This window comes from Orenia metallireducens, assembly GCF_001693735.1.
GTDB lineage: Bacteria > Bacillota > Halanaerobiia > Halobacteroidales > Halobacteroidaceae > Orenia > Orenia metallireducens.
The window spans coordinates 818,877-838,782 of sequence record NZ_LWDV01000009.1 but is presented as its reverse complement, the minus strand read 5'-3'; the positions used below and the strand labels follow the sequence as shown (position 1 = coordinate 838,782).

The 19,906-nt window shown below is 32.4% G+C and carries 15 protein-coding genes; 13 read left to right on the top strand and 2 right to left on the bottom strand.

Annotated features, from left to right (window positions below; all coding sequences use genetic code 11):
• Positions 1-67: 67 nt before the first annotated feature.
• From U472_RS11890 to U472_RS11855, 8 genes are all read left to right on the top strand, one after another.
• Complete coding sequence (locus tag U472_RS11890) at positions 68-841, top strand: epoxyqueuosine reductase (RefSeq protein WP_068718736.1); 774 nt, start codon at positions 68-70, stop codon at positions 839-841.
• 763 nt (positions 842-1,604) lie between these two features.
• Complete coding sequence (locus tag U472_RS11885) at positions 1,605-3,767, top strand: diguanylate cyclase (RefSeq protein WP_068718734.1); 2,163 nt, start codon at positions 1,605-1,607, stop codon at positions 3,765-3,767.
• Positions 3,768-4,032: 265 nt separating this feature from the next.
• Positions 4,033-4,473, top strand: a complete 441-nt coding sequence (locus U472_RS11880) for a C-GCAxxG-C-C family protein (protein WP_068718732.1) — start codon at positions 4,033-4,035, stop codon at positions 4,471-4,473.
• A gap of 291 nt (positions 4,474-4,764) precedes the next feature.
• The gene (locus U472_RS11875) at positions 4,765-5,964 is read left to right on the top strand and encodes a TrmH family RNA methyltransferase (RefSeq protein WP_068718730.1); all 1,200 of its coding nucleotides are present in this window, start codon (positions 4,765-4,767) and stop codon (positions 5,962-5,964) included.
• Between the two features lie 32 nt (positions 5,965-5,996).
• The gene (locus U472_RS11870; protein ID WP_068718728.1) at positions 5,997-6,611 is read left to right on the top strand and encodes a dienelactone hydrolase family protein; all 615 of its coding nucleotides are present in this window, start codon (positions 5,997-5,999) and stop codon (positions 6,609-6,611) included.
• A gap of 289 nt (positions 6,612-6,900) precedes the next feature.
• Positions 6,901-7,593, top strand: a complete 693-nt coding sequence (locus tag U472_RS11865) for a YjjG family noncanonical pyrimidine nucleotidase (RefSeq protein ID WP_068718726.1) — start codon at positions 6,901-6,903, stop codon at positions 7,591-7,593.
• 202 nt (positions 7,594-7,795) lie between these two features.
• Positions 7,796-9,697 carry a molecular chaperone HtpG gene (htpG, locus tag U472_RS11860; protein WP_068718724.1) on the top strand — a complete coding sequence of 634 codons (1,902 nt, stop codon included), beginning with the start codon at positions 7,796-7,798 and terminating at the stop codon, positions 9,695-9,697.
• 299 nt (positions 9,698-9,996) lie between these two features.
• Positions 9,997-10,794 (top strand): hypothetical protein, encoded by a 798-nt coding sequence (locus tag U472_RS11855; RefSeq protein WP_068718722.1) that lies wholly within the window; start codon positions 9,997-9,999, stop codon positions 10,792-10,794.
• 346 nt (positions 10,795-11,140) lie between these two features.
• On the opposite strand, the gene U472_RS11850 is transcribed toward U472_RS11855, so the two are convergent.
• Positions 11,141-11,587, bottom strand: coding sequence for a staygreen family protein (locus U472_RS11850; RefSeq protein ID WP_068718720.1), 447 nt, complete (start codon positions 11,585-11,587; stop codon positions 11,141-11,143).
• Positions 11,588-12,053: 466 nt separating this feature from the next.
• Between U472_RS11850 and treP the strand changes: the two genes are divergently transcribed.
• The 5 genes from treP (at position 12,054) to U472_RS11825 (ending at position 17,923) form a co-directional block, all read left to right on the top strand.
• Positions 12,054-13,478: a PTS system trehalose-specific EIIBC component gene (gene treP / locus U472_RS11845; protein ID WP_068718718.1), complete on the top strand. Its 1,425-nt coding sequence runs from the start codon at positions 12,054-12,056 to the stop codon at positions 13,476-13,478.
• 251 nt (positions 13,479-13,729) lie between these two features.
• Positions 13,730-15,436: an alpha,alpha-phosphotrehalase gene (treC, locus tag U472_RS11840; protein WP_068718716.1), complete on the top strand. Its 1,707-nt coding sequence runs from the start codon at positions 13,730-13,732 to the stop codon at positions 15,434-15,436.
• Positions 15,437-15,458: 22 nt separating this feature from the next.
• On the top strand, positions 15,459-16,172 hold the full coding sequence (gene treR, locus U472_RS11835) for a trehalose operon repressor (protein ID WP_068718714.1): 714 nt from the start codon (positions 15,459-15,461) through the stop codon (positions 16,170-16,172).
• A 344-nt stretch (positions 16,173-16,516) separates the two neighbouring features.
• Entirely contained in the window at positions 16,517-17,245 is a 729-nt protein-coding gene (locus U472_RS11830; RefSeq protein WP_068718711.1) for a ZIP family metal transporter, read from the top strand.
• A 66-nt stretch (positions 17,246-17,311) separates the two neighbouring features.
• Positions 17,312-17,923 carry a DUF3298 and DUF4163 domain-containing protein gene (locus U472_RS11825; protein WP_245684795.1) on the top strand — a complete coding sequence of 204 codons (612 nt, stop codon included), beginning with the start codon at positions 17,312-17,314 and terminating at the stop codon, positions 17,921-17,923.
• A 900-nt stretch (positions 17,924-18,823) separates the two neighbouring features.
• Here the strand turns inward: U472_RS11825 and U472_RS11820 are convergent.
• The gene (locus U472_RS11820) at positions 18,824-19,762 is read right to left on the bottom strand and encodes a hypothetical protein (RefSeq protein WP_068718707.1); all 939 of its coding nucleotides are present in this window, start codon (positions 19,760-19,762) and stop codon (positions 18,824-18,826) included.
• Positions 19,763-19,906: the final 144 nt, after the last annotated feature.

Genomic DNA, 19,906 nt, shown 5'->3' with positions numbered 1-19,906 from the left:
TAGAAGTGTGGCAAGTATTACTTGTTCTATCAGAATAAAATTTTATTATTTAGCGGAGGGATTTAAATTGAAGGAGAAGATAAGAACTTTAATTAAGGAATATATCCAAGAATATTCAACTAAAAAAGAAGTAAAGACTGGCTGGGAGGAACCAATAGTTCAGTTTGCTGATGCAGATGATAAGATGTTTATGGAGCTTAAAGAGGTTGTAAGTCCAACCCATTCTATACCTCAAGATTTTTTGGAGGGCGCTCAAACGATAATTTCCTACTTTATCCCTTTTAGTCAATCGGTTGTAAATTCAAATATAGAAGGAAATTATAGTTCAAGAGAATGGGCTATAGCTTATATAGAGACAAATGAACTTATATCTAATCTGAATGATTATATTAATCAGAATCTTGCAAGTTTAAATTATCAATCAAAGATTATACCTGCAACCCATAATTTTGATGAGGAGAGTTTAATGAGTAATTGGTCTCATAGGCATGTGGCTTATATTGCAGGCTTAGGTAAGTTTGGCTTAAATAATATGTTAATTACAGATAGAGGATGTTGTGGTAGAGTTGGCAGTATAATAACTGACTTAAAGATAGAGGCTACAAGAAGAAGTGATCAGGAATATTGCCTTTATAAGAGCAAAGGACTTTGTAAAAGGTGTGTACAGAACTGTGTTAATGGTGCGTTAAAAATTGATTCTTTTGATAGGCATAAATGTTATGAAATATTGCTAGAGAATAATAGGTTACATACTGATTTAGACTTGACAGATGTCTGTGGTAAGTGTTCTGTTAACTTACCTTGTTCTTTTATTAATCCAGCAGCTAGAGAAGTAAGATGATATTATAATTAGAAAGAGTATATGAGAAGGTTTAGAGAGTTTATGCAAGGTTTATATTAGCCAAATTAGATTGCTACTCTAAATTATAGCAGAGATTTTAAAATTATCTAGATTAAATAATATAAATTGGACTTAACTTCTTAACCTTTATGATAGTATGTTTATAGATTTAATTAGGTTACAATATATGCTTAGAGTACTCATACTAGATGATAATTTGCTACTTTATTATTTTATCATAGTTTTAAAGGGGGAATCTTTATACTAGAATCTAAATATATTAAGAAGGATAAAAAATTAATAATTTATTGATCAATAAATTATTAATTTTAGTTATAATTGTTAAATAGGTTAATTCTTTTAGTGTGAATCAATTTTTATAATTTGAATAGTAAAAAGAGGATGATGAAAAAAGATAAAAGTAATGAAATTTTATTAATATTGACAGGCTAATAAACTAGTACTATTATTGGTAATATACTATTATTAATAAATTTTAAATATGTTATTTTTGAGAGAAATCTAAGATATAATTTGTTGTGCTAGTTCAATTTTAATATAGATAGTATATAGATTATTATGGTATTAAGATAACCAGAAATGACAGATAAAGAGTAAATGATTTTTGTTACTGTACACTAATGACTTAGTGCTATTTAAATATTTATCGTATTGTTTTTCGACATCTTTCTTAGATAATAACCGATTGTACGATACTTTCAGTAATTTTTCCATAATATATTTTTGTGGAAGGAGAGAAGTGATGAAGACTGTTGAGTTAACAAAGGTTAAAATTAGATTAATAATACTAAGTCTTATAATATTAGAGGTAAGTACTTTGGTAATAGCTCAAGATTTAAAGTCAGGTTTGATAATTAATGAATTTTTAGCTTCAAATGGGGAAACTATTTTGGATGAAAGTGGAGAATCTAGTGATTGGATAGAAATCTTTAATAATAGTAGTAGTTATGTTGATTTAGGAGGAATGTATATATCTGATAAATTAGATAATCCACTAAAATATCAAATTTCTCATAAAAATCCAGACGAAACTACTATTCCACCAAAGGATTTTCTACTTTTATGGGCTGATAGCATGCCTGAAAAGGGTCCCCTGCATTTGAATTTTTCTCTATCTAAATCTGGAGAAGCCATAATAATTACAGAAAATGATAAAGAGACTATGATAGATAAGATTGTTTTTTTAGAACAACGTAGAGATATTTCTTTTGGTAGAAGAACCACTAATTCTAATAAGTGGTCTTTTTTTATTAGACCCACACCTAAAGAAGTTAATAATACATCTGGTTTTTTCTCACTAAGAATGGCTACTTTATATAATTCTTATAAAGAAAATTCACTATTATTAAATATAATTATCAGCTTAGTTACTCTGTTAATTGTATCATTATTATTATTCATATTAAAATTAAGGGCTAGAAATAGAGAGTTAGAAGAAGCTAAGATGAGATATAATAATTTATTTAATAATATACTAAATGGTTTAAATTTTGATTTTAATAAAGGAAAAGAAATGGAGTTGGCTTTAAAGAAGAAGACTCTAGAGCAGCATATCTTACTTGAAAATATTAAAATACATGTTTGGTATTTAATAGATGAGAAGACCTATGGTGCTGTCAATAAGGCTCATGCTGATTTTTTGGGAAAGAGAAAAGATGAGATAAATAATGCTAACCTTTACTCTATCTTTGACCAAGAGACTGCAGAAATGTGTATAGAATATAATCGAAAGGTTTTTGTGGAGAAGAAAGAGATAAGTAAAGAAGAGTGGATTAAGAATAGTGAAGGTGAGTATAGGTTATTATTGATTACCAAAACACCTAAATTAAATAGTGATGGAGAGGTAGAGTATGTAGTCTGTTCTGCTTATGATATTACTGAACAAAAAGAGATTGAGCAAGAGATAAGGTATATTAGCTCCCATGATGAATTAACAGGGGTCTATAATCGGGCTTATTATGAGCAGAAATTGCTTCAATTAGATAATTTGAATTATTTACCTTTAAGTATAATTATTGGAGATGTCAATGGTCTAAAATTGACCAATGATGTTTTTGGACACAAAGAGGGAGATAGATTATTACAGGAGATCGCTAACGTACTAAAGCAATCTACACGTAAAGATGACATAGTGGCTAGGTTAGGAGGAGATGAATTCTGTATTCTTCTGCCAAAAACAGATGTTGAGACTGCTGAGAAATTTATCGAACGAATTAAAGAAAATTGTACAAAAATTGGCTTAGAGCCGATTCCTCTTAATATAGCAGTAGGTAGTGCAACTAAAGTAAATTTAGAAGATGAAATAGAAGAGATATTTAAAGAGGCTGAAGGTAGAATGTATATTGATAAAGAGAGAAATAAGGATAATTTTCTAAATCCTTTACTTACCTCTATGATAGATAGACTGTTCAATGATGGCTATGAATCAATTTATCATGTATCGCGATTAAGAGAGTTGGCTATTAAGGTAGGTAATAAGCTAAATTTAAACCAACATTCACTTTATAAGTTAGTTTTATTGGCTGAGTTTCATGATATAGGAAAATTAACAATTCCTTTAGAGATATTAAATAAAGGGGATAAATTGACTATTGAAGAGATAAAATTACTAAAAAATCATACAGAGGCTGGATACAATATAGCTAAAAATTTTAAATGCTTAAACTCTATCTCTGAATTAATCCTATACCACCATGAAAGTTGGGATGGTAGTGGATACCCTAGTGGGAAGAGTAAAGAAGAGATACCTGCAAGTTCTAAAATTATTCATACTATTGCTTTTTACGATATGCTAATTAATAGAGATAGTCTTAGTAAAGAAGATGCTATCACTGAATTAAAGAAAGAGGCTGGAGTTAAGTTTGACCCTAAAGTTGTTGAAGTATTGATAGATGTATTAGACTAAGATAGGTTTAATAATTATTATATAATCCTAAAAATAGAGAATTACGAAAGTAAGTATTTAATTGAGAAGCATTAAGTATAATTTTTTATTTGTAGAGTTAAAAGGTACAACATTTGCTAATTTATTGAAGGTGGATTAAATTTTATGGTTAATTATGTAATATATCCAAAATAAATATCAATGAGATTGATTTTATAAAGTAGTTTAAAATTATAAAGCTAGATAATATTAACTTGAAGAGAGAATAAGAGGAGAAGTGGTATATATGAGAGATAGAAAAGGGATTGCTAAAGATAAGTTTTTAAAGGGTTTTAATTGTTCACAGTCGGTATTAGTAGCTTTTTTTCAGGATTTAGGATTAAAAGAGGAAGATTTGTTAAAAATATCTAGTGGTTTTGGTGGCGGAATGGGCAGGATGCAAAATACTTGTGGTGCTGTCACAGGCGCCTTTATGGTGCTAGGGTACCTAAATGGCAGGTATCAAGAAGATGATACTGAATCTAAGGCAAAAACTTATGGATTAATACAAAAATTTGCAGCTGATTTTGAAGAAGTAAACGGTACAATCAATTGTTTAGAATTGCTAGGTGTTAACTTCAATGATGAAGAGGCGATGAAAGAGGTAGTTGAGCAAGAAGGATTTAAAGAAAAGTGCCTTAAATATGTGTTGGATGCAGTAGAGATAATTGAGTCTAAATACTTATAGTTAAATATCTTTTTAAATAGGTTTGCAATTTTAGAATCAAATTTAAATATGACGTTATAGATAGATATTGCGACACTTTTTCAGACTTCACACCTTACCCTAGCCCCTCTGGGTTTATCAACCCGTCGTACAGGAACGGTCTCTCCTCCTCTGAGGAGAAGGAACAGAAATAAAAAGTATCCCCCTTCTCATTAGTTAAGGAGAGGGGCTAGGGGTGAGGTTGTATCCCCATTAAATCACATATCTATAGTAGATAAATAACGAATTTCAAAGTTTGTGGAGGTAAGAAATATGGTAGAAAAAATTAGAAAATTAAAGAATCCTGTAGTTCAAGAAGCCCGAGAATTAGCTAGAAGTAAGAATAGAATTTTAAAAAATAAGATACAGTTGCATGGATTAGAGCAGCTGCAATGGGCTAAAGATGCTGGTTTGAAAATAAGGAGTATCTTCATTAGTGAAGATGAAAGTGCAGAAGATTATAAATGCTTTTCAGCTCCAATCTATCAAAGTTCTGATGGAATTTTAAAGAAGATTACTGAAACTAATTATCTAATTTCAGCTGTGGGAGTAGCTGAAGGTATTGCTAATAGAGATTTAAGTGAAGAATTTGTTCTATTATTGGATGATGTTAAGGACCATGGGAATATAGGAACTATCATTAGGACTGGTAAAGCTTATGGGATTAATGATTTTATAACGACTAATGAAGATTTTGATCCTTATATTCCTAAAACTATCGATGCTTCTCGTGGAACATCCTTTAAGGTAAACTTTAGAAGGTATAATACACCTAAGCAAGCAGTCTCTTATCTTAAAAAGAAGGGTTATCAGATAATCGCAACTAGTCCCTATGGTAAGTCTTTACAATCAACAGTTGCTTTGGATAAGAAACCAATAGCCTTAGTGGTAGGGAATGAAACTTCAGGTGTTTCTGATGAGGTTTTAAAGGAGGCTGATCATATTGTTCAGATCCCAATGTATACAGGGGTTGAATCCCTTAATGTAGGTGTTGCTACAGGGATCAGTATTTATGAATTGAGATTAAAGGAGGCTTTAACAATGTTAGCAGAAAAGATTATATCTAGTTTGGGAAGAGAGGTAAATGTCACCTCACAATTGCTTAGAAGCGCATTTGATATTAAGCTAAAAGAGATAAGTGAATTTAGTGGAGATCAGGTTATATTCTTGATGGTACTAAAAAGGGAGTCACAGATGAATAAAGAGCAGATTGAAGAGCAATTTGGATATTCTGGTGATAGATTGGCAGAGTTTATTAGTCCTTTATATGAGCAAGGTTTAATTAAAAAAGAGTATGAAGAGTTGGAAATAACTAAAGAAGGAGAAGAGTTACTGGCAAAGCTGTGGCCTATTCATGAAAAGACAGAGAATTTAATCTTAAAGGATTTTACAGAAGAAGAGAAAGAGAATTTAAAGGGTTATTTAGAAAAGATTCAACAGAACTGTATTCAAATAATGAAATATCAAGTATAAACTAGTACTTATTAAAGCTAAGGAGAGATTGGATGTTAAGCTATTATAATCAATCAGAGACCTGTGTTGTCCTGCTTCATGAGATTTATGGTATCAATCAACATATGGAGGATATCGCTAAGAGATTATCTGAGTATCAAGTTGACGTTATCTGTCCAAATCTATTAGAGAGAGATGGTTCTTATAGCTATTGTGATGAAGCAGAGGCTTATCAGAATTTTAAAGAGAATATCGGTTTTGCAGTGGGAGTAGAGAAGGTTAAAGAATTATTATATCAAATTAGAGATGAGTATGAGTTTATTATAGTGCTTGGATTTAGTATAGGGGCAACGATAGCTTGGTTATGTAGTGATGAGGAAGGTCTCTGTGATATGATAATAGGCTATTATGGTTCAAGGATTAGAGATTATACAGAGGTCATACCTAAGTGTCCAACCCTTTTATTCTTTCCAGAAAGTGAAGTTTCATTTAATCCAGTAGATTTAATTGAGATACTAAAGGATAAAAGAAATGTTATAATTCAGCAATTCCAAGGTAAGCATGGTTTTAGTGACCTATATTCAGATAAATATTGCTCTAATTCGGCTACAAGAGCTGAGAGAGAAATGATTAATTTTATAAGAGATTATATATCATTAAGGGGTTAAATTTATTTGGATAAATTAGATTAACTTAATTGAAGTTAGATTTAATGGGGATATTGTGACGTCTTTTCTTTTTTATTTTTCTAGCAATATCTTAGTTTTAAGTTTTGCTCAAAAACCTCTGCTTTATTTTCCATGCGCGTGGTCTAAACCACTGTCTTTAGGCGGTAATAGTTTGATATTTATAATAGAGAATTCTACTATATTTTGCTATAATCAAGATACAAGTGGTTAGTTAAGAGGCTACTTTTGCTCATTAAGGCTACTTTTATAAAAATAAGGGGGATAAGATATGAAATACGAAGTTATACTTTTTGATGCAGATAGAACTTTATTCGATTTTGACAAAGCAGAGGAACATGCTCTAGAGCAATTAATGAATTATTTTGAGGTTGAATATCAGAAGGAATATCATCTAAAGCAGTATCAGTTAATTAACAAGAAGTTGTGGGAGGAGCTTGAACAGGAGTTAGTTACACCAGATGAGTTGAAGATAGAGAGATTTAGGAGGTTAGCAGAAGAGCTAGAGTTGAAAATAGAGGAGCAAGATTTGAGTGAAAAGTATTTAGAATTCTTAGCTGAGGGTTATTTTCTACTTAAAGGAGCTTTAAAGTTGATTAAATACTTACATAAGGATTATAAATTAGCAATTGTCACCAATGGTTTAGCAACAGTCCAGAAAGGGAGATTAAAGGCTTCTCCATTAAAAGATTACTTTGACCATTTGATTATTTCAGAGGAGATAGGTGTTGCCAAACCAAATCCTAAAATTTTCGAGCACACCTTTAAAGAGATTGGTCATCAAGATAAGAGTAATGTACTGATAGTAGGTGATAGTCTCAGCTCAGATATACAAGGTGGAATAAACTTTGGAATCGATACTTGTTGGTTTAATCCCCATAATCAAGAGAATTTAACGGATTTAAAGCCTACTTATGAGATTAGTGAGCTAAATGAATTGAAGATAGTATTATCTGGGAAATAATCTGATTTTTATTTAGTGATGAATATTAAGACAGTAAAGAGTGATGATTAAGTAGTATGAGAAGTGAGTTTACTCTTTACCGATTACTTGTCACTATGTATATTTAATTGTATTATTTACCCATAGATAAATTGACAATATAAATACAAAATGCTAAAATAATATCTGTGAAAAATCAAAGTAAAAATGGAGGTTGATTGCGATGACTGCGAATAAGACAGAGACTAGGGAGTTTCAAGCTGAGACTAAGCAGTTATTAGATTTAATGATCAATTCTATTTATACCAATCAAGAGATCTTTCTAAGAGAGTTGATTGCCAATGCATCAGATGCAATTGACAAGGTTAAATTTAAATCTTTGACTGATTTAGAGGTCTTAGAGGGGGATAGTGATTTTGAAATCTTAATTGAGGTAGATGGAGATAATAATACTTTGACTATCTCTGATAATGGAATTGGAATGACCTATGATGAGGTTATTAATAATATTGGAACCATTGCTCAGTCAGGAACTAAGAAGTTTATTGAGCAATTAAAGGATAATAAAGAAGATGTAAGCTTAATTGGTCAGTTTGGAGTAGGGTTTTATTCTGCCTTTATGGTTGCCAAGAAAGTTACTTTAATTACCCGTGCACCTTATGAAGAGCGTGGGGTAAAGTGGGAGTCTGAAGGTGATGGAACTTATACAGTAGAATATACTGATAAAGAGCAAAGAGGTACTAAGATCACTTTGACTTTGAGAGAAGAGTTTAGTGATTCTAATGATTTTGAGAATGATTTTACTAATAGAAATAATATTAAAAATTTAGTAGAGAAGTACTCTAATTATGTCAAATATCCAATTAAGATGGACTTTTATCATGAACAAGAGAATGAAGATGGAGAGAAGAGTGTTGAAGTAGAGACTAAAACTCTAAATACAATGACTCCATTATGGAATAGAAATAAGGATGAGGTTAGTGATAAAGAGTATAATCAATTTTACAAGAATTTATCTAAAGATTGGAATGAACCATTAGAGGTTATACATAAACAGGTTGAGGGAGTAGTCAAATTTAATGCATTATTATATATTCCTGCTAAAGCACCATATGATTTCTATACAGCAGATTTTGATAAAGGTATTAAGCTTTATTCTAAGAGTGTTTTTATCATGGATGACTGCCAAGAAATATTACCAGAATATTTGAAGTTTGTGCGAGGATTGGTCGATTCACCAGACTTCTCTTTAAACATCTCCCGTGAGATATTACAGCATAGCAAACAGCTAAAGGTAATCGGTAAAAATTTAGAGAAGACGATCTTAAGAACTCTAAAGTCTATGCTCAAAAAAGATAGAGAGAAGTATGAAAGCTTCTGGAAAGAATTTGGTAGAGCCATCAAAGGTGGTATCTATACAGATTACAGCAACAAGGATAAGCTAGAGAATTTATTAATCTTTGAATCTTCTCATTCTAAAGACGGGATGACTACTTTAGCAGAGTATATTGATAGAATCTCTGAAAATCAAGAGGTAATCTACTATGTCACTGGTGAGAGTAGAGAGAAGGTAGAGAATCTACCACAGATGGAGCTATTACAGGATAAAGGCTTAGAGGTAATCTATTGCTTAGATCCAATCGATGAATTTGTAATTGATATCTTAGGGGAGTACCAAGAAGTTAAATTCAAGTCTGTACTCCGTGGTGATTTAGAGTTAGATGATGAGCAAAAAGAAGAGAAAAATGAAGTAAAGCAAGAGTTACTAGAAGTAATTAAAGGGCACTTAAAGAACAAAGTCGATGATGTAAGATTGAGTAAACGCTTGAAATCAAGTGCAGTTTGTTTGGTCAGTGATGAAGCAGGTATGAGTATGTCGATGGAAAGAATCTTACAAGGAATGAATCAGAATTTTGGTAAAGCCCGCAGAATTCTAGAAATCAATCCAGACCATCAAGTTTTTTCCACTATAGAGCGCTTATATGAGCAGGATGCGGAGAGTGAGACTTTAAAGGAGTATAGTGAATTACTCTACTCACTATCATCTTTAGTGGAAGGCTTTAATCCAGATAATCCTGTAGAGTTTGCTAATAAGATCAGTAATTTGATGGCAAAAGCTTATTAATATCATTTGATTATTTCAAAAGAGAGATTAGCTTAATTAAGCTAATCTCTCTTTTCTTTTTATAATTGATTGCGCTAGTTGGATTATAGTATACGGGTTAATATTGTATCAACTAATATCTCAGTCCAAAAAGTTAAAATAGGTGTAAAAATATAAGAGGTTATAGCTAATCTATAAATTTTTAAACTTCCTTTAACCTAATCATAACTCGTTCTTAACAATAGTATTATACATTATAATTAGACCAGATTACCTCAATAAATCAAAACTGTTTCTAAGTAGAAAGGGGAGCAACTTTAATGAAATGTAAGATATCTATTTTATCACTTATTGCACTGATATTTTTGCTAAGTCTTAGTAGTTCAGCAGAAGAATTTAATAAATTTGAAGGAGTAATTGAATTATTTCCAAGTCATATTGAGAAGGAGGGAGAGTATATAGGTCCTACTAATGAAGAGCCTGTTGAATTTAGGTATAAGGTAGATGTAGATAAAGAGTTAAAAGAGATTTCTTATATTGCTCAGACACCATTGTCTAAGAGAATATCTAGTTTGGATAGTTCTTTAATGCCTATCAGAACTGAGATGAGATTTAATAGTAAATACCAAGAACTGTTGAAATTACATGGCTATGAAGAGCGAGTGTCAAAGTTTGATAGAGGAAAGAAGCAGATGATTGTATCACTGTATAAAGAAGAAAAAGAGCAGGATAAATTTATAGTTAATTATGATAATGAGACAATTGATGCAGATAATATCTTTCTTTATTTGCAGGCATATTTATTGATGGGAAAGAGAGATAATTTTCAAATGGATATGCTGGCTAATGAACGAGGAAAAACTGTGAAGATGAATTTTAATCTGATACAATCCAACAAACTCCAAGGTATCTCATCAGAATATGATCTTCCTAAAGGCTTATTAGAGGTTATTGGGGGAATAGATAAATTCTATATCTTTGAAATGAAACTGTCAGGATTTCTAGGAATGATTTGGAGAACAAAATATTACTGTCTTTTTGAATATCAGCAGCCATATAACTTTGTAGCCTATTGGGGTGGGTCTGAAGGAAAGGAAGAGTTTATATATTGTCGATAGATATTATTAAAAATTAATATGGTTATCAAACTTTAGAGTAAAATTTAGATATGACGTTATATAATGATAATGCGACACTTTTATAGTTAAAAATTAAGTTCAAAACCTCACACCTCACCCCTTAATCCCCCTACGAGTAATACAGTTCAATTACTCTTCGTACACAACCAGTCTCTCCTTAACTAATGAGAGGGGAAGCTCTTTCTCTTTTACTTTTCTCCCTTCTCCTAAGAGTAGGAGAAGGGTTGGGGATGAGGTGTGAAAACTGTCGCAATAGCCCCATTAAGTTTCACTATTTCAAGATTAAGTAATATAATTAGTAAAATAAATCAATAGCTTATTTTAGCTACTTATAAGCAGAGACTTTCCCCCAATATTCAGTCCGATTGAAGGCAGGATAGCTAGAGATGAATTTTACATAAATAGGTGAGTTATTTAAAATAGGGTGAGCTTTAAAAAACTCCTGATCGCCATAGACTATAGCCTCTAAAGCTAGGGGTAACTCTTGAATGAAGATTCTATTTCTAATAAATGCTTTAATTAATCCAAATTCCCCATCAACTAAGACACTGATATACAGATAATGACCGTGTTCATCTAATCGCCATTCTGCTAAGACCTCATCTCTGTTTGGGTTAATCTTATCATAAGCATATTTTTGAGCAATGGTCAAAAATAATTCAGCAGTAATATCAGAATGGGTTAAGGTATATCTTCTAGGTATAATAGGGTGAGTTCTAGCTATTTTATCGCCAAATTCAACTGATAACTTATCAGGATTTAATCTTATCATACTATTCTACTCCTTTGCTAGGTTTTGATTAATATATAATATGGGAATTTAGTGAGTTTAGTACTTGGTAATTTTTAATTGAATAAATGAGCAAGTGGTGATTTATTAGCAGATTTTATATATAGAAGGAATAATTTTTTTCTTGACAAACTTGTGTATACAAGTTATAATAATTTTAGAAAGTAAGTTGTATATACAAGTTGTAACTGATGTGTGTATGCAATTATAAGATTATAACCTATATAAAAAGATTTGCTTATTACAGGCTATATTTTGAATTCATGATTATAATTAGTTTTTCTTAATAATAGCAAAGATATAACTAATAACCACCATAACTCTATAATTTTAATAAGAGTGGTCATTTATCTATATAAGTCAATCAGCTATCTATTCTTTCTTATTTAAAACTAGTTCTTCTTTAAATTCTAAAATGGTCTGTATAAAAAATATAGGGGGGTTACAAATGGCTAAATTTACAAAGCAAGCAGAGGAATTATTAGAGTATATCGGTGGTAAGGAAAACATTTCAGCGGTATCACATTGTGTAACAAGGATGCGTTTTGTATTAAATGATACAAAGAAAGCAGATATGGAAAAGATTGAAAAGATCGGTTGTGTAAAAGGAACCTTTACCCAAGCTGGACAATTTCAAGTTATTATTGGTAATGAAGTATCAGATTTTTACAATGAATTTGTAAAGGTTTCAGGTGTATCTGGTGTAAGTAAGGATGCAGCTAAGAAGACTTCAAGACAGAATTTAAATTGGTTACAGAGAATGATTTCGCATTTGGCTGAGATATTTACACCATTAATTCCAGCTTTAGTAGTTGGTGGTTTGATTTTAGGCTTCCGTAACGTAATTGGAGATATTAAATTATTAGAAGAAGGGACTAAAACTTTAACAGATGTCTCTCAATTTTGGGCTGGAGTCCATCACTTCTTATGGTTGATTGGTGAGGCTATCTTCTTCTTCTTACCTGTAGGAATTACTTGGTCTATCTCTAAGAAGATGGGAGCAACGGAGATATTGGGAATTATACTCGGTGTTACATTAGTTTCTCCACAGCTATTAAATGCATATGCAGTAGCTGGTGGTGCAGAGGCTCCAGTGTGGGACTTTGGCTTTACACAGATTAAGATGATTGGTTATCAAGCACAGGTTATTCCAGCAATTTTAGCAGGGTTTACTTTGGCTACCTTAGAGAATTGGTTACGTAAGTTTGTCCCAGAATATGTTTCAATGATTGTGATTCCCTTCTTTGCCTTAGTACCAACTGTCTTATTGGCTCATGTTGTCTTAGGTCCAATTGGCTGGACAATCGGTTCATATATTTCAAATGTTGTGTATGCAGGACTAACCTCAGCTTTTGGATGGTTATTTGCAGCAGTATTTGGTTTTGCCTATGCACCATTAGTAATAACAGGTTTACATCATATGACAAATGCTATTGACTTACAGTTGATGAGTGAATTTGGGGGAACTAACCTATGGCCAATGATTGCCTTATCTAATATTGCTCAAGGTTCTGCAGTACTAGCAATAATCTATTTAAATAAAGATGATGAAGAGGAGAAGCAGGTCTCTATTCCAGCAGCTATCTCTTGTTATCTAGGAGTAACTGAGCCAGCTATGTTTGGTATCAACTTAAAGTATATCTTCCCATTTTTGGCGGCTATGATTGGTTCAGCGATTGCTGGGTTGGTTTCAGTAAGTTCAGGTGTTATGGCTAACTCAATTGGAGTTGGAGGGTTGCCAGGTATCTTATCTATTCAGCCTCAGTATATATTGATGTTTGCTGTAGCAATGTTAATTGCGATAGTTATCCCATTTATCTTAACAATCTTCTTTGCTAAAAATAAGATTGCTGTAGGAAGAAAGAGAGTATAAATGTGGTCTATCTAAATTTAGAGTAAGGTTTTGATATGGGGTTATATAGAGATAATACGATACTTTAGTAACTAGTGACGGGTAATTAGTAAAAAACTTAGCTTGTCACCTGTTACTAGTCACTCGTTACTGTCTGGATATCCCCATTAAGTAACAACATTATCTATTCTTTAATAATAAAAATAAAAAACAAAAGCTCTCCTGTTATTAAGTTAATGGAGAGCTTCTTTTATAAGAGGTGGTGGTATATTATGAAGAGTAATAATATTGAATGGTGGAGAAAATCGGTTGTCTATCAAATTTACCCTAAAAGTTTTAATGATACTACAGGAAATGGTGTAGGGGATTTACAAGGAATTATAAATAAGCTTGATTACTTGAATAAATTAGGTGTTGATGTAATCTGGTTAACCCCTATTTATAAATCTCCACAGAATGATAATGGTTATGATATCAGTGATTATTATAGCATCCATAAAGAATATGGAACTATGGAAGACTTTGAGAGGTTATTAGCAGAGGCTCACCAGCGAGATATTAAAGTGATTATGGATATTGTAATCAATCATACCTCTACAGAGCATAGGTGGTTTAAGGAGTCTGCTAAATCTAAGGATAATCCCTATCGAGATTTTTATATTTGGAAGGAGTCTCAAGATGGTAGAGAGCCAAATAATTGGAAGTCTAAATTTGGTGGTTCTGCTTGGAAGTATGATGAAGCTACAGAAGAATATTATCTACACCTCTTTGATGTAACTCAGGCTGATTTGAACTGGGAGAATAAAGAGGTGAGAGAGCAGTTATATCAAATGATGGATTTTTGGTTAGAGAAGGGTGTAGATGGTTTTAGATTAGATGTTATTAATTTAATCTCTAAGAATCAAGACTTCCCTGATGATGATGGGTCAGTAGCACCTGGTGATGGCAGGAAGTTCTATACAGATGGTCCACGAGTCCATGAGTATTTACAAGAGATGAATCAAGAGGTCTTCTCTAATTATGAGATGATGACAGTAGGTGAGATGTCCTCAACAGATATCGAAAATTGTGTCAAATATACTAATCCTGAACGCAAGGAGCTGAATATGACCTTCAGTTTTCATCACTTGAAAGTGGATTATCCTAATGGGGAGAAGTGGACTGTTGCAGACTTTGATTTTATTGAACTAAAGAAAATTTTATCAGATTGGCAAGTAGGAATGAATCAAGGTGGAGGGTGGAATGCATTATTTTGGTGTAACCATGACCAGCCACGGGTTGTAAGTAGATTCGGTGATGATGGAAAGTATCATGGTGAGTCTGCTAAGATGCTAGCTACTACAATTCATCTAATGCAAGGGACACCTTATATTTATCAAGGGGAAGAGTTTGGGATGACTAATCCAAACTTTACAGATATCAGTGACTATCGTGATGTAGAGTCTCTAAATGCTTATCGGATTCTTAAATCAGAAGGGAGATCTGAAGAGGAGATAATGGCTGCTATTAAGGCTAAATCAAGGGATAACTCTAGAACCCCAGTTCAGTGGAGTTCAGCTGAAAATGCTGGTTTTACTACAGGTACCCCTTGGATTGGTGTAGCAGATAATTATCGAGAGATTAATGCTAAAGATGCTATTGCAGACCAGAATTCAATCTTCTATCATTATCAAAGGCTGATTAGCTTGAGAAAAGAGTTGGATATTATCACTTATGGTGATTATCAATTAATTTTAGAAGACAATCCGGATATCTTTGCTTATGTTAGAAGCTATGAAGATGAGAAACTATTGGTTATTAATAACTTCTATGGCAAAGAAACAGAGTTTGAATTGCCTGCTGAATTGTCAGATTTAATTGATTATAATAACAAAATCTTAATCTCAAATTATGATGATTCTTCTCAAGATATTCAGAAAATCAGCCTAAGACCTTATGAATCTATCGCCTATTACCTTGCTAAATCATCTTTAAAATGATAGAATGTTCTGGGTGATGATTATGAATAATAAATATCTAAAGATATATAATGAACTTGCTAAAAAGATAGAGACAGGAGAGATAAGACCTAAAAGCCAATTACCTTCTGAAAATCAGTTGAGTCAAGAGTATGATTTATCTAGAGGAACAGTCAGAAAGGCATTGAACTTATTAGCGCAAAATGGTTATATACAGAAGGTTCAAGGAAAAGGCTCGATTGTATTGGATATCAATAAATTTGATTTTCCTATTTCAGGTGTAGTCAGCTTTAAAGAGTTATCCCAGAAGTTAGGGCAAGACTCTAATACTATCCTGCTGGAGCTTGATGTGATGCAGGGTGATAAGTTTTTAATGGAACAATTACATTTGTCAGAAGATGATGAGGTCTGGAAGTTAATTAGGGTTAGAGAGATAGGTGGGCAGAAGATAATCTTAGATAAGGATTATCTTAAAAGAGATGCAGTTCCCTTATTAACTAAAGAGATATGTGAAGATTCAATCTATGAATATATCGAAGGGGAGCTGGATTTAAAGATCAGCTTTGCTAAAAAGTTGATATCTGTAGAAGAACCGACCAAAGAAGATAAGGAAAATCTAGACTTAGATGGCTATAATGTAGTTGTAGTAGTCAAAAGTTATGTCTATTTAGATGATGCTACACTCTTTCAGTATACTGAATCTAGGCATAGACCTGATAAGTTTAGATTTGTAGATTTCGCAAGAAGAAGTCATTGATATACTTTTATTAGATTAACAAATAAAATGATTTAATTTTATTAATAAGAATAGACATCCTTTAATTTGAATTAACTTTAAAAGAGAGTTGTAGCTGCCGCTATGGCTCTCTTTTTATATTTATTGTAGGACAGTGGCTAGTAACTAGTGATGAGTAACAGGTGATAAGTCAAGTTCTTTGCTGGTTACTCGTGACTTCAGATTTATTACTAAAGTGTCTGAATATCAATTACTCTACTCTAATTAAGCTGTACTGGTAAAATCTTTTATGATAATAAAAAAATTAAAGTTGAGGGATATTAAAAAATAATACTAAAATCTTTAAACACAAAGGAAGATAGAAGATGTTAAGAGCAGCATTATGGGGTGGTTTAGCAGGTTCAGCGGTTTTTTTAGGATCATTAGTAGGGCTATCTTTTAATATAGAAAAGAAGATTATTGGATTTATTATGGCCTTTGGTACTGGAGTTCTGATTGGAGCAGCCTCTTTTGAACTGCTCACTCAAGCAGTAGAAGATGGAGGAATTAAGTTGACCACGATTGCTTTTATAGGTGGAGCATTATTATTTACCATCTTTAATCTATTGATAGCTAAACGAGGGGGGCATCAGAGAAAGCGATCGAAGGGAAATCCAGAAGGTCATTCAGGTTTAGCAATCTTTATTGGGACCATTATGGATGCTATCCCTGAATCTTTGATTATTGGAGTTAGTTTGGTGGATTCTACTAATGTAAGTTATCTATTGGTGATAGCTGTTTTTTTAAGCAACTTTCCTGAAGGGTTATCCAGCAGTATTGGGTTAAAGAAGGATGGATATTCTAAAACAAGGATATTATTATTATGGGTATTGGTTTCTGTACTTGCATTGCTAAGTTCTTTGGTAGGATTTTTCCTTCTAAAGGATAGTTCTCCAGCTATCATTGCCATGATTAGTGCCTTTGCTGCTGGTGGAATAGTAGCCATGGTATCTTCAACTATGATGCCAGAAGCCTACGAAGAAAGTGGTGTATGGGTAGGTTTAATAGCAGCCTTAGGTTTGATGAGTTCTGTAATTTTAATAAATTTAGAGTAGTAATTAGCACCAATTACTCCTTTTATGAATAGGATAGAGGAAGATCATAAAAGGGGATGGATAAAGGTGGATAATTATATTAAGCTTCCTGTCAATATAAGTACTGTCAGGGTGAGTAGACCTAAATTAAGAGTTTATTATCCTCAGGTTAAGGGCTTGAAGGATAAAGGGGTTCAAGATAGGATTAATAAAAAGATTTATAAAGAAACTGATAAGTTGATTAAAGAACAGGGGTATTATGAGAATCCCTTGACAGAGGTTACAGGATATTATGAGATTAAGACAAATCAAAGGAATGTCCTTAGTTTATCTTTAATTAACTATGCTTTTTCTGGTGGAGCCCATGGCTTAACACTCATTAGATCTTTGACCTTTGATATTGATACAGGTAAGGAGTATCAGTTGAGTGAACTATTCAAAGCAGGTAGTAATTATCGCCAGAGATTATCTGAGATTATCAGAGAGCAGATTAAAGAGCGTGAGATTCCATTGTTAGGAGAATTTGAGGGGATTAGAGCAGACCAAGATTACTATATAGCTGACAAATCCTTGGTGATATATTTTCAATTATATGAGATTGCTCCTTATGTTTATGGGTTGCTACACTTTCCAATATCTATCTATGAGATTGAAGATATTATTGCTGAAGGTAGCCCCTTAGCTAGGATGTTTGGGTAAGGAAGGGCAGATTTAAATCTGCCCTTTTATTAGAGGGATCAAGTTTACTTATGAGGTGGTCAATTATGACTAAGAATTTTTAATAGATATTAAAAATCTTATCTTCCATATTTATTGATTTCCCAAGAATATTATGGTAAAATATTAGACAGATGGGGATATTTTTATCGTAGAATCTCATCAAATTATTGATGTATGAATATACGAACTTTGATAAAGCCAGTATTTATAAGAAATCATTGAAGGTGCGATTTAACGGCATTTTGTCTAAAAAGTAGCTGAATGTATGAATATACAGGCTAAAATGTAGGATTTGTTCTATCAGTAAACTCTGCTGAACCCTTGCTAGAATAGGAAAGTTGACAAAAAACGGGTTATAATCTACAATCCAATAAAACAAGGATTGAAACTTTTTCGGCTCGCTCAACGCCCCTTTTCTTATTAGCGTTATAATCTACAATCCAATAAAACAAGGATTGAAACCTTCTGCCTTCTATATCTTTCTCTCTTGCTATTTCAGTTATAATCTACAATCCAATAAAACAAGGATTGAAACTTAAATTTAGCATCTTCAATAACTTTCAAAGCATCAGTTATAATCTACAATCCAATAAAACAAGGATTGAAACTCTAAACCTCTAGCGACACTAGATTCATCATAAAAAGGTTATAATCTACAATCCAATAACTTACGAGTTTTTCAAAAAGCACGAAAAACTCTTCGTGAGCGGTAGAAAGACTCTACTTCTAATGATAGTTACTGCTGCCACTCCACAAAAATTGAAACTAAAAGCAAAAAACTCCCCCTCTATTTAGAGGGGGAGTTTTTCTATTATAAGCCTGTATAACTGCAAAGGCTTAGTTTTAAGACCTTTAGAAGCTAAACTTTCATCAGTCATCTCAAAGCTCTATACAGCTTGCGCATTGACTTCTTACCATCGTTTCAGAGTTTTTGACAGTGAACTTATAATCTGAAATCTTATAACTCTCTTCTTCAAAGATAGTAAAGGTGACCAAATCTTCTTTAAACTTAATAGTAATGGGTACAGTCATCTTGATTTCATTATTGAAAGGGTGAATTTTAGAGCCTGGCTCAATTATTCTTCTCCTACCATCTCTATCGATGATTTCTATGATATCTGTTGATGTCTTTAGAGATTTAATCTCCCCAGATCGGTAAAAATTAAGAGAATTGCTATCGCCATTCATCCCAAGTGCCTCACAATCATAAGCCATAATAGTTCCTATAGGAGTTGGAATAGGTGTAGGCAAAATTGGTTCACAGGATTCTAATGAGCCATCTGGATATAGGGATAATCCTATATGTATCTCTATTTCTTGATCTAAAGCATTGATTCTTGCTCTCTCTTGTGGCCAGAGGGTGACACTCTTAATTGCTCCATCTTGATAAAAGCGGATGTTGATTACTTTATTATCTAGCTTCCCAGATTTTAAATCAAAGGATAGCTTCTCTGCCAGTTCATACTCATTTTCTTCAGTCCAGTACCCTGTAACTTTTCCATCTAAAGGAAAGACGCATCTGATCTCTCCACTTTCATAAAATAAAATACGTTCTGCACTATAAACATCACTTTTCATCTTAATTGATGTTGCTTTGTTTAAAGAGATAGCCTTTATCTTACCACTTTCATAGAATGAAATAGAGTCTTTATATTTGCGTCTAGCCTCAGAGTCTTCATATTGTGGAACTAAGGAACCATAAGGTGTTTCTATCAGATTGTATTCATTTAATCTACATGACTTTATCTCTCCATCAGGATAAGCTTCACAGGAAGTAACACCTTTTAAGACTCCATACTTTGTATTAATCTCTTTCATAGAATTGACCCCCTTACTTTAGATAATATTAAAAAGTCTATAAGTTCTAATAAATAAAAATTTATTCTTAATCATTAACATGAGTTTAACATCAACTTCACATTACCTGTAGTATATACTATTAATTGCTTAATGTCAAAGGGG

What these genes read in the sequence shown, in the direction of transcription:
- U472_RS11885 (WP_068718734.1), top strand. Translation starts at nt 1,605, where the DNA reads ATGAAGACTGTTGAGTTAACAAAGGTTAAAATTAGATTAATAATACTA.
- U472_RS11880 (WP_068718732.1), top strand. Translation starts at nt 4,033, where the DNA reads ATGAGAGATAGAAAAGGGATTGCTAAAGATAAGTTTTTAAAGGGTTTT.
- U472_RS11875 (WP_068718730.1), top strand. Translation starts at nt 4,765, where the DNA reads ATGGTAGAAAAAATTAGAAAATTAAAGAATCCTGTAGTTCAAGAAGCC.
- U472_RS11870 (WP_068718728.1), top strand. Translation starts at nt 5,997, where the DNA reads ATGTTAAGCTATTATAATCAATCAGAGACCTGTGTTGTCCTGCTTCAT.
- U472_RS11865 (WP_068718726.1), top strand. Translation starts at nt 6,901, where the DNA reads ATGAAATACGAAGTTATACTTTTTGATGCAGATAGAACTTTATTCGAT.
- htpG (WP_068718724.1), top strand. Translation starts at nt 7,796, where the DNA reads ATGACTGCGAATAAGACAGAGACTAGGGAGTTTCAAGCTGAGACTAAG.
- U472_RS11855 (WP_068718722.1), top strand. Translation starts at nt 9,997, where the DNA reads ATGAAATGTAAGATATCTATTTTATCACTTATTGCACTGATATTTTTG.
- U472_RS11850 (WP_068718720.1), bottom strand. Translation starts at nt 11,587, where the DNA reads ATGATAAGATTAAATCCTGATAAGTTATCAGTTGAATTTGGCGATAAA.
- treP (WP_068718718.1), top strand. Translation starts at nt 12,054, where the DNA reads ATGGCTAAATTTACAAAGCAAGCAGAGGAATTATTAGAGTATATCGGT.
- treC (WP_068718716.1), top strand. Translation starts at nt 13,730, where the DNA reads ATGAAGAGTAATAATATTGAATGGTGGAGAAAATCGGTTGTCTATCAA.
- treR (WP_068718714.1), top strand. Translation starts at nt 15,459, where the DNA reads ATGAATAATAAATATCTAAAGATATATAATGAACTTGCTAAAAAGATA.
- U472_RS11830 (WP_068718711.1), top strand. Translation starts at nt 16,517, where the DNA reads ATGTTAAGAGCAGCATTATGGGGTGGTTTAGCAGGTTCAGCGGTTTTT.
- U472_RS11820 (WP_068718707.1), bottom strand. Translation starts at nt 19,762, where the DNA reads ATGAAAGAGATTAATACAAAGTATGGAGTCTTAAAAGGTGTTACTTCC.